The sequence below is a fragment of the Pantoea phytostimulans genome (genome assembly GCF_046118715.1).
Lineage (GTDB): Bacteria > Pseudomonadota > Gammaproteobacteria > Enterobacterales > Enterobacteriaceae > Pantoea > Pantoea phytostimulans.
In genome coordinates, this window is the sequence record NZ_CP173698.1 from 2,503,211 (window position 1) to 2,517,225 (window position 14,015).

Annotated in this window: 13 protein-coding genes and 1 tRNA gene; 9 read left to right on the forward strand and 5 right to left on the reverse strand. The window is 49.8% G+C overall.

The window, feature by feature from the left end; all coding sequences use genetic code 11:
• Positions 1–123: 123 nt before the first annotated feature.
• Both ACF2G4_RS11615 and ACF2G4_RS11620 read left to right on the forward strand, forming a co-directional pair.
• Complete coding sequence (locus ACF2G4_RS11615; protein WP_243078927.1) at positions 124–744, forward strand: TIGR04211 family SH3 domain-containing protein; 621 nt, start codon at positions 124–126, stop codon at positions 742–744.
• A gap of 159 nt (positions 745–903) precedes the next feature.
• Positions 904–2,136: a multifunctional CCA addition/repair protein gene (locus tag ACF2G4_RS11620; protein WP_332625812.1), complete on the forward strand. Its 1,233-nt coding sequence runs from the start codon at positions 904–906 to the stop codon at positions 2,134–2,136.
• A gap of 16 nt (positions 2,137–2,152) precedes the next feature.
• Here the strand turns inward: ACF2G4_RS11620 and bacA are convergent, their stop codons facing one another.
• Both bacA and folB read right to left on the reverse strand, forming a co-directional pair.
• Positions 2,153–2,971 carry an undecaprenyl-diphosphate phosphatase gene (bacA, locus tag ACF2G4_RS11625; RefSeq protein WP_215845555.1) on the reverse strand — a complete coding sequence of 273 codons (819 nt, stop codon included), beginning with the start codon at positions 2,969–2,971 and terminating at the stop codon, positions 2,153–2,155.
• 193 nt (positions 2,972–3,164) lie between these two features.
• Complete coding sequence (gene folB / locus ACF2G4_RS11630; RefSeq protein ID WP_243078925.1) at positions 3,165–3,524, reverse strand: bifunctional dihydroneopterin aldolase/7,8-dihydroneopterin epimerase; 360 nt, start codon at positions 3,522–3,524, stop codon at positions 3,165–3,167.
• Between the two features lie 108 nt (positions 3,525–3,632).
• Here folB and plsY point away from each other — a divergent pair, with 108 nt between their 5' ends.
• Positions 3,633–4,238 (forward strand): glycerol-3-phosphate 1-O-acyltransferase PlsY, encoded by a 606-nt coding sequence (plsY, locus tag ACF2G4_RS11635; protein WP_215845554.1) that lies wholly within the window; start codon positions 3,633–3,635, stop codon positions 4,236–4,238.
• Positions 4,239–4,266: 28 nt separating this feature from the next.
• Here the strand turns inward: plsY and tsaD are convergent, their stop codons facing one another.
• The gene (gene tsaD, locus ACF2G4_RS11640) at positions 4,267–5,280 is read right to left on the reverse strand and encodes a tRNA (adenosine(37)-N6)-threonylcarbamoyltransferase complex transferase subunit TsaD (RefSeq protein WP_243078924.1); all 1,014 of its coding nucleotides are present in this window, start codon (positions 5,278–5,280) and stop codon (positions 4,267–4,269) included.
• A 280-nt stretch (positions 5,281–5,560) separates the two neighbouring features.
• On the opposite strand from tsaD, the gene rpsU reads away from it, so the two are divergent.
• From rpsU to rpoD, 3 genes are all read left to right on the forward strand, one after another.
• Complete coding sequence (gene rpsU, locus ACF2G4_RS11645; RefSeq protein WP_001144069.1) at positions 5,561–5,776, forward strand: 30S ribosomal protein S21; 216 nt, start codon at positions 5,561–5,563, stop codon at positions 5,774–5,776.
• A 118-nt stretch (positions 5,777–5,894) separates the two neighbouring features.
• The gene (dnaG, locus tag ACF2G4_RS11650) at positions 5,895–7,640 is read left to right on the forward strand and encodes a DNA primase (protein ID WP_243078923.1); all 1,746 of its coding nucleotides are present in this window, start codon (positions 5,895–5,897) and stop codon (positions 7,638–7,640) included.
• Between the two features lie 337 nt (positions 7,641–7,977).
• The gene (gene rpoD / locus ACF2G4_RS11655) at positions 7,978–9,819 is read left to right on the forward strand and encodes an RNA polymerase sigma factor RpoD (protein ID WP_215845552.1); all 1,842 of its coding nucleotides are present in this window, start codon (positions 7,978–7,980) and stop codon (positions 9,817–9,819) included.
• Positions 9,820–9,949: 130 nt separating this feature from the next.
• On the opposite strand, the gene mug is transcribed toward rpoD, so the two are convergent.
• The gene (gene mug, locus ACF2G4_RS11660; RefSeq protein WP_409074863.1) at positions 9,950–10,477 is read right to left on the reverse strand and encodes a G/U mismatch-specific DNA glycosylase; all 528 of its coding nucleotides are present in this window, start codon (positions 10,475–10,477) and stop codon (positions 9,950–9,952) included.
• The gene (locus ACF2G4_RS11665) at positions 10,477–11,061 is read right to left on the reverse strand and encodes a TetR/AcrR family transcriptional regulator (RefSeq protein ID WP_409074864.1); all 585 of its coding nucleotides are present in this window, start codon (positions 11,059–11,061) and stop codon (positions 10,477–10,479) included. The genes mug and ACF2G4_RS11665 overlap by 1 nt, the downstream gene beginning before the upstream one ends.
• A 139-nt stretch (positions 11,062–11,200) precedes the next feature.
• Between ACF2G4_RS11665 and ACF2G4_RS11670 the strand changes: the two genes are divergently transcribed.
• From ACF2G4_RS11670 to ddlA, 3 genes are all read left to right on the forward strand, one after another.
• Positions 11,201–12,001, forward strand: a complete 801-nt coding sequence (locus tag ACF2G4_RS11670) for an SDR family NAD(P)-dependent oxidoreductase (protein ID WP_409074865.1) — start codon at positions 11,201–11,203, stop codon at positions 11,999–12,001.
• Positions 12,002–12,290: 289 nt separating this feature from the next.
• Positions 12,291–12,366, forward strand: a tRNA-Ile gene (locus ACF2G4_RS11675).
• A gap of 544 nt (positions 12,367–12,910) precedes the next feature.
• Positions 12,911–14,008 carry a D-alanine--D-alanine ligase gene (ddlA, locus tag ACF2G4_RS11680; RefSeq protein ID WP_409074866.1) on the forward strand — a complete coding sequence of 366 codons (1,098 nt, stop codon included), beginning with the start codon at positions 12,911–12,913 and terminating at the stop codon, positions 14,006–14,008.
• Positions 14,009–14,015: the final 7 nt, after the last annotated feature.

Below are 14,015 nucleotides of genomic sequence, written 5' to 3' on the forward strand. Positions count from 1 at the left end.
CTTTGTGCTTTCGCAGCCCTTTTCGCAGGTAATTGAGACCAGGATAGTTCTCATTCAGATTTATGCGAAGCCTCTCCAGACTGTGCCGGTAAATTTTTAGTCATCAAGCAAATACGAAATCTAATGAAAAAAATCACACTCGCTGGAATTACTTTGCTGGCTCTCAGCACTCTCGCACCTGCCCACGCCGAAGAAAAACGTTACGTTTCTGATGAATTGTCTACCTGGGTTCGCAGCGGACCAGGCGATCAGTTTCGCCTGCTTGGTAAGCTGAACGCAGGTGAAGAAGTGCAGTTGGTGCAAACCAACAACGACACGAATTACGGCCAGATCCGTGATTCAGAAGGCCGCACTACGTGGATTCCGTTGTCACAGTTGAGCGCCAGTCCAAGCCTGCGTACACGCGTGCCGCAGCTAGAGCAGCAGGTTAAAGATCTTACCGCCAAGCTGGATAACATCGATAACAGCTGGAATCAACGCACCTCTGAAATGCAGAACAAAGTCGCTAACAGCGACAGCGTCATTACCGGTCTGCAAAATGATAATCAGAAGCTGAAAAACGAGCTGATTGTCGCCCAGAAGAAAGTCAGCGCCGCTAACGTGCAGTTGGATGACAAACAGCGCACCATCATTATGCAGTGGTTTATGTATGGTGGCGGCGTACTCGGTGTTGGTCTGCTGTTGGGCTTGTTATTGCCACACATGATCCCAAGCCGGAAGAAAAAAGATCGCTGGATGAACTAACGCGTATCTGTTTGTTTATAAAAGGGGATCGCCAGATGCCCTTTTTCGCATGCCTGCAATCTGGCAAATGTGTGCAACAATAAAACAACATGCACACCTGAATTCAGGAGCAGGAAGCCGCAGGTGCGTAAGTCACTTATTTATCTCTGGAGTTGTTGAGTGAAGACGTTTCTTGTAGGTGGCGCAGTACGTGATGCGCTCTTGAATCTGCCGGTTAAAGACAAAGATTGGGTCGTTGTTGGTGCCACGCCAGAAGCCATGCTTGAGCAAGGCTATCAACAAGTTGGGCGCGACTTCCCGGTTTTCCTCCATCCTAAAAGCCGGGAAGAGTATGCGTTGGCACGTACCGAGCGCAAAAACGGCACAGGCTATACCGGGTTTGTAACGTGGTCGGCACCGGACGTAACGCTGGAGCAAGATCTGCAGCGTCGCGATCTGACCATTAACGCCATTGCCCGCGACGAAGAAGGTCGCCTGTTCGATCCCTATCATGGCCAACGCGACATTGCTGAGCGCCTGCTGCGCCACGTTTCCATGGCTTTTAATGAAGACCCGCTGCGCGTGTTGCGTGTTGCGCGATTCGCAGCCCGCTTCGCACACCTTAATTTCCGCATTGCCGATGAAACCCAAGCGCTAATGCGGGCGATGGTGGAAAGCGGAGAACTTGCTGATCTCACCGCTGAGCGTGTCTGGAAAGAGACTGAGAAAGCCCTGACGACGCGTAATCCTCAGGTTTACTTTCAGGTCTTACGTGATTGCGGTGCACTCAAGGTGTTGTTCCCCGAGATCGATAATCTTTTTGGTATTCCGGCTCCGGCAAAATGGCATCCAGAAATTGATACAGGCGTTCACACCTTGATGACACTGGCTATGGCAGCGGCTTTATCTGATTCATTGGACGTGCGTTTTGCCACGCTGTTTCATGATATTGGCAAGGCCCTGACGCCGCCCGAAAAGTGGCCAAGCCATCATGGACATGGCCCGGCAGGCGTTCCCTTGGTTGAAGCATTGTGTCAGCGCCTGCGCGTACCAAACGCCATTCGAGATTTAGCCTTGGTCGTCACTGAGTTTCATGACGTGGTGCATACTATTGAGCGCCAATCTGCAGAGTCGTTAGTGGCGTTGTTTGATCGCATTGATGCCTGGCGTAAACCCCAACGTGTTGAACAGATGGCGCTGACCAGTGAAGCGGATGCGCGTGGACGTGCAGGTTTAGAAAGCATGCCTTATCCGCAAGGCGACTATTTACGCCGCGCTTTTGCAGTGGCACAAGCTGTACCCACCAAGGCAGTGGTTGAGGCTGGATTTAAAGGAATTGAAGTGCGGGAGGAGCTCACGCGACGACGTATTGCTGCCGTCGCTGAGGGTATTACGACTTCGCGGCCAGCATGACTGGCCGCGAAACGGTTTACATAAAGATCGTGTAAACCACCGCTGCAAGGATGAAGCGGTAGATAGCAAACGAAACGAAAGAGATTCGCTTGATGAGTTCAAGGAAGACTTTGATGGCGATCATCGCGACGACAAATGCAGTAATGAAACCCACCGCAAACATCGGGAAATCTTCCATGGTCAGGAAACCGATGCTCTTGTAGAGGTCTAATCCTGTTGCGCCAATCATCATCGGCACCGCCAGGATGAATGAAAATTCTGATGCCGCATAGCGGCTCACGCCCATGAGCATGCCGCCAGAAATAGTCGCACCTGAACGCGAGAAGCCCGGCCACAGCGCCAGACACTGGAAGCAACCGATCATAAACGCCTGACGATAAGTGATATCGTCAATACCAACCGCTTTAGGCTGCTTAGGTTTGAAAAACTCCGCCGCCAGCAACAGCACACCCCCTACCACTAACGCATACATCACGTTTATCGGGTTAAACAGCGTTTTGATTTGATCATGAAATGCCAGCCCAACCACCACGGCTGGCACCATGCCCAGCAGAATGTGGATCAGCGTTAAATGTCCGCTGCCGATGCCCTCATGTTTCACTTCACCGAAGCGAATACCAATTAAACCAAACAGGCGGCGCCAGAACATCACCACTACCGCCAGAATCGAACCCAGCTGAATCACTACTTCAAACGTTTCAGCCTTTTGCCCTTCAAAGCCCAGCAGGTGGCCAACTATAATCATGTGCCCTGTTGAAGAGACCGGTAAAAACTCGGTTAACCCTTCGACAATGCCCAGGATTGCAGCTACCCAAAGCTGATGAATATCTGCCATCAAATTTTCCCTCTATCCGTGTTAAAACCATTAAAAAGGCGGTAGCGCGAGGGCTATCGCCTGAAATTCTGCCTGCATTCGCCTGAATAAAACCTTACGTTTTTGGGCTAATTCGCGTTAAGCAACGAAACGGCACTTGCTATGACAAACAGTAATTTGGTTTGGTTTCATTGTGATGGCAATCACATCGAGTTTATTTAGGAATAGTCCCGCGCTCAATTCGAACGCCAACCTGCGCTGCCTGGGCTACAGCCCCCGGTTTTGCTACCTTTATACGTACTCCCGGCGAATTGAAACGGTTCATCAACAGATCCGCGATTTCTTCAGCTACGCGCTCAACAAGCGCAAAACGGCTGCCGTTTAAGTGGGTCAGGATGGCTTCGGAGACGTCAGCGTAGCTCAGGCAATCCTTCACATCGTCGCTGCTCGCGGCTAAACGGTTATCCCAAGCCATTTCGACATCGAGCACCAGCTTCTGTTGAATACCTTGCTCCCAGTCGTAAACGCCAATGGTGGTGAACACCGTGAGTTGTTCTATAAATACGATATCCATGATGTCAGTCTCTGTTTTTGGCTAAGCCGGATACCACTTCCGGCGGATTATGCGTATTATCCATGGTTAAAGAGAACAAAACGACCCTAAAGGAAACGGTACTGTGTTATGAGTGCTATCGCGCTTGGTATGATTATTTTCGCGTATCTTTGCGGTTCGATTTCCAGTGCGATCCTGGTTTGCAAACTCGCTGGCCTGCCCGATCCTCGCGCTCACGGCTCAGGAAACCCTGGTGCGACTAATGTGTTACGCGTGGGCGGCAAAGCGGCAGCGATCTGCGTTCTGATTTTCGACGTATTGAAAGGCATGGTGCCCGTCTGGCTCGCTTATGTGTTGCACGTATCGCCGCTCTATCTTGGCTTAACGGCAATTGCTGCTTGTCTGGGTCACATCTATCCGGTGTTTTTCCGTTTTCGCGGCGGTAAAGGCGTAGCAACAGCATTAGGTGCGATTGCGCCGATTGGCTGGGATCTGACGGGATTAATGACGGGAACCTGGTTGCTGACCGTATTATTAAGCGGCTACTCATCGTTGGGTGCGATAATCAGTGCACTGATTGCGCCATTTTACGTATGGTGGTTTAAACCGCAGTTTACGTTCCCGGTTTCGATGCTTTCTTGTCTTATTCTGTTGCGCCATCACGACAACATCCAGCGCCTGTGGCGCGGACAAGAAACAAAAATCTGGAAGCGTAAGAAAAAGCGCGAAGAATAAAAAAGCCGGCTAGCCGGCTTTTTTTACGTCAAATGGCGGGTAATTCCGCTAGCGGCCAGCGAGGACGAACACTTACGCCTAGCTCACCGCGGGTTCCGCCTTTTAAGCGCACCATGCCCGCGTAGGCAATCATTGCGCCGTTGTCGGTGCAGAATTCAGGGCGAGCGTAAAAAACTTCTCCACCGCGCGCCTGCATCATTTTAGCCATCTGCTCACGCAACGTGCTGTTCGCACTGACGCCACCTGCAATGACCAAACGCTTAAAGCCGGTTTGATCTAACGCGCGCTTGCACTTGATCGAGAGCGTATCCACCACCGCATCTTCAAACGCGCGTGCGATATCGGCTCGCGTTTGATCATCGTCATCGTTACCGCGAATCGTGTTCGCTGCAAAGGTTTTCAAGCCAGAGAAACTAAAATCCAGCCCCGGGCGATCGGTCATCGGTCGGGGAAATTTAAAGCGGCCTGCCGTACCTTGCTGCGCCATTTTTGACAGCATTGGTCCGCCCGGATAATCGAGTCCTAACAGCTTAGCGGTTTTATCAAACGCTTCACCGGCAGCATCATCAATCGATTCACCCAACAGTTCATACTCACCGATGCCGGTTACGCTGATCAGTTGTGTATGCCCACCAGAAACCAATAACGCGACAAACGGAAAGGAGGGAGGATTATCCTCTAACATCGGCGCCAGCAAATGCCCTTCCATATGGTGAACAGGCACAGCCGGCACTTTCCAGGCGAAGGCCAACGCACGGCCAATGGTTGCCCCTACAAGCAGCGCGCCGACCAAACCTGGACCCGCCGTATACGCTACCGCATCAATCTGCTGCGGCTGTAAATTTGCCTGTTTCAACGCGGCTTGAATCAGTGGAATGGTTTTGCGCACGTGATCGCGTGACGCCAGTTCAGGCACGACGCCGCCGTAATCGGCGTGCAGTTTTACCTGACTATAAAGTTGATTAGCCAGCAGACCGGCCTGATCATCGTAGATTGCGATGCCGGTTTCATCGCATGACGTTTCAATACCCAAAATTCGCATTGCATCACCTCTTTCTTGCGGCGCGCAGTTTAGCACAGCAAATGTGCAGACAGAGGTGCCAAACCCTGCAAAAAGTGATTTTCTGCCGCCTAAAGAGTGCGCTATACTTCCGCCCCTGAAAAAAAACCGGCAGCCGCACAGGTAATCGCTCCTGTTGGTTTCAAATTATACATGGCGCTTTACAAACCAACTTGAGTTGGAGTAAAATGCTGCACCATTTTGAAATGTGCTGGCGCCGCAGTCAGCAGCAAAACCGAATATTATTGAGGTAAGAGGTTACATGCCGGTAATTAAAGTACGTGAAAACGAGCCGTTCGACGTAGCACTGCGTCGCTTTAAACGTTCTTGCGAGAAAGCAGGCGTTCTGGCTGAAGTTCGTCGTCGTGAGTTCTATGAAAAACCGACTACCGAACGTAAGCGCGCTAAAGCGTCTGCAGTTAAGCGTCACGCCAAGAAACTGGCTCGCGAAAACGCACGCCGCACTCGTCTGTACTAAGTTCTTCTGGAGGTTCGCCTCCATCGCGTAATATACGCAGACAGAGTCAAGTAAAAGGCCGTGCTTTCCGAAAGGAAGCGCGGCTTGTTGCCGTTTATGAGCTAAAAATTTGGGGCGTATGGCTGGACGAATTCCACGCGTATTTATTAATGATTTGCTTGCCCGCACGGACATCGTGGATCTTATCGATGCCCGCGTTAAGCTGAAAAAGCAGGGTAAGAATTTCCACGCATGCTGTCCTTTCCATAACGAGAAAACGCCCTCTTTTACCGTAAACGGTGAGAAACAGTTTTATCACTGTTTTGGCTGTGGTGCCCACGGCAACGCTATCGATTTTTTAATGAACTATGATCGTCTTGAGTTCGTTGAAAGTATTGAAGAGTTAGCCACTTCCCACGGTTTAGAAGTGCCTTATGAAGCAGGCAGCGGGCCAACGCCGATGGAACGTCATCAGCGACAAAGCCTTTATCAGTTGATGGATAATCTGAATGGTTTCTATCAGCAAAGCCTGCAGCAATCCAATGCCCAGCCCGCACGCGACTATCTTGACCGCCGCGGCCTGAGCGCCGACATCATTAATCATTTCGCGATTGGTTATGCTCCCGCCGGTTGGGACAATGTTCTCAAACGTTTTGGTAAGCAGCCGGACGATCGTGAATCATTAATGGAAGCCGGCATGTTAGTGACCAATGATAAGGGCCGCACCTATGACCGCTTTCGCGAGCGCGTCATGTTTCCAATTCGCGACAAGCGAGGCCGTGTCATTGGTTTTGGTGGACGCGTATTGGGTAACGACACGCCCAAATATTTAAATTCGCCAGAAACACCCATTTTTCATAAAGGCCGTCAGCTTTATGGCCTGTATGAAGCACTAAAAAATCATCCTGAACCAAAACGACTTTTAGTGGTTGAAGGTTACATGGATGTGGTCGCGCTTGCGCAGTTTGGCGTTGATTACGCTGTAGCGTCGCTCGGTACGTCAACCACAGCCGAACATATTCAATTGCTGTTTCGCAGCACTGATAATGTCATCTGTTGTTATGACGGCGATCGCGCGGGTCGCGAAGCCGCATGGCGTGCCCTCGAGACCGCATTACCTTACATGAATGATGGTCGTCAGCTACGCTTTATGTTTTTGCCGGATGGCGAAGATCCAGACACGCTGATACGCAAAGAAGGGAAAGAGGCGTTCGAAGCGCGTATGGAGCAGGCAATGCCGCTCTCCTCTTTCTTATTTGATTCTTTGCTGCCGCAGGTCGATCTCAGTTCACGTGATGGCAAAACGCGCTTGAGCACGTTAGCACTACCTTTGATTTCACAAATCCCAGGTGAAACCTTGCGTATTTATATGCGTCAGGAACTGGGAAATAAGCTCGGCATTTTGGATGACAATCAGCTTGAAAAGTTGATGCCCAAGCTGGCTACAAGCGGAGCGGCGCCGATTGCGCCGCCGCTTAAGCGAACGACCATGCGCGTGTTGGTTGCCTTATTGATACAGAATCCGCAACTGGCCACGATGGTGCCGTCGCTTGACGGGCTTGCTGAATCGAAAATGGCCGGTTTGCCGCTGTTTGTCGACTTAATCAACCGTTGTAACGAGAATCCTGGCTTGACCACTGGCCAGCTACTAGAGTTATATCGCGGAACAAATTTTAGTCAGACTCTTGAAACCCTGGCAATCTGGAACCACATGATAGTGGATGAGGAAGCTGAAGAGGTGTTTCAGGACTCGCTGGCCAGTGTTTACGACTCCGCGCTTGAACAGCGGCTTGAAGCGCTCATCGCACGCGATCGTACACAGGGATTAAGTGCTGAAGAACGCCGTGAGTTCTGGGCTTTGAGCCAGGCTCTTGCAAAGAAATAACAGTTTCATTGGGCCTGAAGTTGAAGACGCCAGAAATGGCAGTAAAGCAGGCTAATCAGTTTTAAAGGCGCGTCTCGTCAATTTGAAGACGTCGGCATAAAAGCCAAGCCTAATTAACATTGTTCCAGAGAGATCATTACTGCCGCCCGTTTGCCGCGTTGCAAAGGGTTATGAAGGCCATCTCGGACAGCAAGATTTGCGGCTTAAGTGCCGATTACTGATGGGCGTAGCCCACGCCGCGACGAGGGTAGCGGCAAGAATATAATGCCTTCACTGCTATTGTTGGCTCGCTGCCGACCGACACCAATCTAATTAACAGAAGTGTGGATACCGTCTTATGGAGCAAAACCCGCAGTCACAGCTCAAGCTTCTTGTCACCCGTGGTAAGGAGCAAGGCTATCTGACCTATGCTGAGGTCAATGACCATCTGCCGGAAGATATCGTCGACTCCGATCAGATCGAAGACATCATCCAGATGATTAACGACATGGGCATTCAGGTGGTTGAAGAAGCCCCGGATGCTGACGATCTGATGCTGAACGAAAACAGCTCCGATACTGATGAAGATGCTGCAGAAGCGGCCGCTCAGGTATTATCCAGCGTTGAATCTGAAATTGGCCGCACCACTGACCCGGTTCGCATGTATATGCGTGAAATGGGTACCGTTGAACTTCTGACGCGTGAAGGCGAAATCGACATCGCTAAGCGTATTGAAGACGGTATCAACCAGGTTCAATGCTCTGTTGCTGAATACCCGGAAGCGATTACTTATCTGCTGGATCAGTACGATAAAGTTGAAGCAGGCGAATCACGCTTGTCTGATCTGATCACCGGTTTCGTCGATCCGAATGCTGAAGAAGATATCGCACCGACTGCAACGCATGTCGGTTCTGAACTTTCTGAAGCAGATCGTAACGATGAAGAAGAAGATGACGAAGAAGATGACGACAGTGCTGATGACGATAACTCAATCGATCCAGAGCTGGCACGTGAGAAGTTTTCTGACCTGCGTACGCAGTATGAAACTACGCGTACCGTTATCAAAAGCAAGGGCCGCAGCCACGCTGATGCCGTTGCTGAAATTCAGAATCTCTCTGACGTATTTAAACAGTTCCGCCTGGTGCCGAAGCAGTTCGATTACCTGGTAAACAGCATGCGCGTAATGATGGAACGTGTCCGTACTCAGGAACGTTTGATCATGAAGCTGTGTATTGAACTGTGCAAAATGCCGAAGAAAAACTTCATCACGCTGTTCACCGGCAACGAAACCAATGAAAGCTGGTTCAAAGCTGCGCTGGCAATGAACAAGCCGTGGTCTGAAAAGCTGCTTGAAGTGCAGGATGACGTTATGCGTTCCCTGCAAAAACTGGCTCAGATTGAAGAAGAGACCGGCCTGACCATTGAGCAAGTGAAAGATATCAACCGTCGCATGTCGATTGGTGAAGCCAAAGCGCGTCGCGCGAAGAAAGAAATGGTGGAAGCCAACTTGCGTCTGGTGATCTCAATCGCCAAAAAGTACACCAACCGTGGTCTGCAGTTCCTTGATTTGATTCAGGAAGGTAACATCGGCCTGATGAAAGCGGTTGATAAGTTCGAATATCGTCGTGGTTATAAGTTCTCTACTTACGCCACATGGTGGATTCGCCAGGCGATTACCCGTTCTATTGCTGACCAGGCGCGTACCATCCGTATTCCGGTGCATATGATTGAGACAATCAACAAGCTCAACCGTATTTCGCGTCAGATGCTGCAAGAGATGGGCCGCGAGCCGACGCCAGAAGAACTGGCTGAACGCATGCTGATGCCAGAAGATAAAATTCGCAAAGTGTTGAAAATTGCTAAAGAGCCGATCTCAATGGAGACGCCGATTGGTGATGATGAAGATTCACATTTGGGCGATTTTATCGAGGACACCACGTTAGAGCTGCCGCTGGATTCTGCTACCTCAGAAAGCCTGCGTAATGCCACTCACGATGTGTTGGCTGGCCTGACTGCACGTGAAGCCAAAGTTCTGCGTATGCGTTTCGGTATTGATATGAACACTGACCATACGTTGGAAGAAGTGGGCAAACAGTTCGACGTTACGCGTGAGCGTATTCGTCAGATTGAAGCCAAAGCCTTGCGTAAATTGCGCCATCCGAGCCGCTCGGAAGTGCTGCGTAGCTTCCTCGACGACTAAGTCAGCTAAACCCCGGTTCGCCGGGGTTTTTTATTTCAGCGTACTTTTTCCGCCGTTTTTCCTCTGCTATTTCACTCCTGATCCCTTCCCTGCCGATACATTGCTAATGATCAGTCGCGTTGTGCTTTGCTCAGTCACTCTTCATCCGTTTTGCTTCTAACGCATGATGAAGCTGTTGATATGCTTCAACCATTTCTTCCAGTGACGCACGATTTAACCCGCTTGGATTAGGCAGCACCCACACTTGGGTTTTTCCCATAAATATCGGCTGCGCGCCCCACTCAACTTTGTTTTTTCCAAACGCGCGCTTAAACGCATCTTTCCCCAAAATAGCCAAAGCGGCGGGCTGATATTGCAAAACTTTTGCCATCAAACGCTCACCACCCTCTTGTAGCTCATTAACTGCTAGCTCGCTTGCCTGTACAGTCGGGCGCTCAACTAACATTGTGATACCACATCCTGTATCAAGTAAGCGCTGCTCTTCCTCAGGCTTGAGCTGTTGCTGCGTGAAGCCCGCCAGATAGATAACCTTCCAAAATCGATTCCCCGGATGCGCAAAATGGAACCCTTTATGCGCGGTGGAATAGCCCGGATTAATGCCGCAAAAGAGTACGTTTAAGTCAGGCGCAATAATATCGGTGATGGTGTGCTCGCTCATTAAGACTCCAGCCCAGCTCGGGTCATTAAGGCGTAACGACTGCGCGCCAGCATTTCATCAGCGAGCAGATCATCGGGACAGGCTCGCGCTAATGCCAGTGCACCGACCATTTCCGCTAACATGCTGGATGCCAATGCTTCAGGCTGATCGTGCCCCATTTCCCGCAACGGCTTCGCCAGTCGCTCATGAACAGAATGCATTCCCTGGGAAAATATTTGCCGTGCTTCCTCTGGAAGATGCGCCACTTCACTCACCAAAGCGGGCAGTGGGCACCCTTCTGCGGGCGCATTACGGTGAACAACCGAAAGGTAATAATTGATAAAAGCCACCAAGCGCTGTGCAGGCGGTGCATCTTGCGCCGCAGGCTCAACCCGTTGCGCGGAATCCGCAAACATTTGCTTCATCACTTCCTGAACTAAATCATCTCGCGAGCTGAAATGCGCGTAAAAACCGCCATGCGTTAATCCCACACGTTTCATTAACGACGCGACGCCAATGCTTTCCGTCCCCTTCTCGCGCATTACACGAGCGGCCTCTTCAAGAATGCGCTGGCGCGTGCGCGCTTTGTGCGTTTGTTTCTCCATATCATCATTCTCAATTTTGCTGTGCATACGTTATGACAATCATAGTAATTATTATGATCATCATATTCCAGCTTGACGCCATATATGATGACCGTCATATTGAATGAAATTATGACACCCATCATACGAGGAATACATTATGTCGAACGCATCTCCTTTAGGTTTTGCTTTGATCACGGGCGCATCAAGCGGTATCGGCGCGACTTACGCGAAACGGCTGGCAGCACGCGGATATGATCTCATTTTGGTCGCACGTGATAAGGCACGCATGGATACGCTGGCTTCTTCATTGACTCAGCAGCACGGCGTTCAGGTCAAAATCTTAACAGCCGATTTAACGCTCTCTGAGGATCTGGCCCGTGTAGAACATGAACTTACAACCCATTCGCACATTAGCCTGCTTTTGAATAATGCTGGTATGAGCGTTGATGGCGAGTTCATCAATGCCGATATCGAGCGTATTGATACCATGCTCACGTTGAATATTGTTGCTCTGACACGACTTGCTCATGCTGCGGCACAATCGTTCAAAGCGCGTGGGAATGGGACAATCATTAACATTGCCTCCGTGTTGTCGCTGGTACATGAAAATTTCAATGGCGCGTATAACGCTTCGAAATCTTATGTCCTGACATTAACGCGAGCAATGCAGCATGAACTGGCTGAAAGTGGCGTTCAGGTGCAAGCCGTTTTACCTGGCGCAACGCGTACCGAAATTTTTGATCGTTCAGGTAAGTCTATTAGCGAGATCCCAGCAGAGATGCTGATGGATGTAGATGAGATGGTTGATGCAGCGCTCGCGGGCCTCGACAGCGGTGAAGCGGTGACTATTCCTGCTTTGGAAGAGTTGGCTTTGTGGCACGAATATGACCGTGCTCGCGGTGCGATGCTGCCTTTCCTCTCGCGTGATCAGTCAGCATCGCGTTATCGTCAACGCTAAGTTGAAAGCAAATTTTATGGCGAGAGCCGGTTATTAAATAAAACGCGTGTGGCCGGCCAGATGCAGTCCGCGCGTCAAAAAATTATGAATGTTATGTACAGCAAAGCCGCAAGAGCAGATCAATATCGAAGTAAAAGAGTGAACCCTTTATCCAGATTCGAGACTTTTCTGTAATTATTCAGATTATTTCCTATAAAAATCAACCAGTCATCAAATGCTGATTATTTCAGCAACCAACCGTTCAATGCTGGATCGCCCCGAGCAGATACTTTATAATCCCCGCTCCGCTGGCCCCTTAGCTCAGTGGTTAGAGCAGGCGACTCATAATCGCTTGGTCGCTGGTTCAAACCCAGCAGGGGCCACCAAATAAACAAGGAGTTAGATGGGAAATCATCTGGCTCCTTTTTCTTTGGGTGCGATTAAAATGTTGTAGTGGATGATGTAATAGAAGCTGGGTGACGTAAGAAATGACAATTACTCTGATAACCGTTTCTGCAAGTGCCCTACACCTTTAATGAACTGCGCTCTAAACCTATCAGCTGTCCAGGCTTATCAATAATGTATCCTTTAAGCCATTCCTACCTTTCAGGACTAACTTCAAATCATGAGTTTCTAATTCCATTCAGCTACTGCGTAACGAGCAGCGTGCAAACCAAATAGATACTGAGTGATTTGTCAGTATAAAAAACTCATCTAACAGCTTAATTAGCGTTACGTAGATCAGAGCTATGACACTTTATGCGCTATTCAAAACCGAGCTGGAAATTTGGTGTGAAGGTGTAACCGTTTGCAGATAACCGTGAAAAAACCGGCGATGAAGCGCCTCAGTAGAATACTTTCATTGGACTGTTTCCATCACGAATCCGCATGCTATCTTGTTCGTTTGCTTTATTTAGTGGACACAGATTGATGACTAAATTGCGGGTAGGCATTGTGTTTGGCGGGAAGTCAGCTGAGCATGAAGTATCGTTACAGTCAGCAAAAAATATCCTCGACGCCATTGATAAAACGCGTTTCGACGTAGTGATGCTGGGCATTGATAAACAGGGATGCTGGCATCTTAACGATGCGTCGAACTTTCTGTTAAATGCTGAGAACCCAGCAAGCATTGCACTGAATCGTTCAACAGATAACGTCGCGCTGATTCCAGGTCAAACTCAGCAGCAGCTGATCATCAGCCACAACTCACATCCGCTGTCTCAGGTTGATGTCATTTTCCCTATCGTACATGGCACGTTAGGGGAAGATGGTTCTTTGCAGGGCTTACTGCGTATGGCGTCGTTGCCTTTTGTCGGTTCTGATGTGTTAGGTTCTGCGGTCAGCATGGATAAAGATTTTACCAAGCGCCTGTTGCGGGATGCGGGGTTGCAGGTAGCGCCCTGGATTAGCGTCACACAGGCGCAACGCGCGCAGTTGGATGTAAAAGCCGTGATTGCCAAACTTGGGTTGCCGCTCTTTATTAAACCGGCCAATCAGGGATCGTCTGTCGGTGTCAGCAAAGTAAACAGCGTCGAAGAATTCGATGTGGCTTTGGAGCTCGCCTTCTCTTTTGACAGAAAAGTTCTTATTGAACAAGGTATTAAAGGTCGCGAAATTGAATGTGCCGTATTGGGCAACGACCATCCTCAAGCCAGCCCTTGCGGCGAAGTTGTGATTCATGATGCGTTTTATTCTTACGACACCAAATATATCAGCGAGAGCGGTGCACAAACTGTTGTGCCAGCGGTAATCTCGCCCGAAATCAGCGATGCCATTCGTGGCGTCGCGATCAGCGCTTTTAGCGCATTGGAATGCTGTGGCATGGCGCGTGTAGATGTTTTCTTAACAGAGAATAGCGAAATAATCGTTAATGAAGTCAATACATTGCCAGGCTTTACTAACATCAGCATGTATCCAAAATTGTGGCAAGCTGCGGGCGTTAGCTATCAAGATTTGATCACCCGGCTGATTGAGTTGGCGCTAGAGCGCCATCAACAAGCCAGCCAGTTGAAAAACAGCGTAAGCTAAAAGCCCC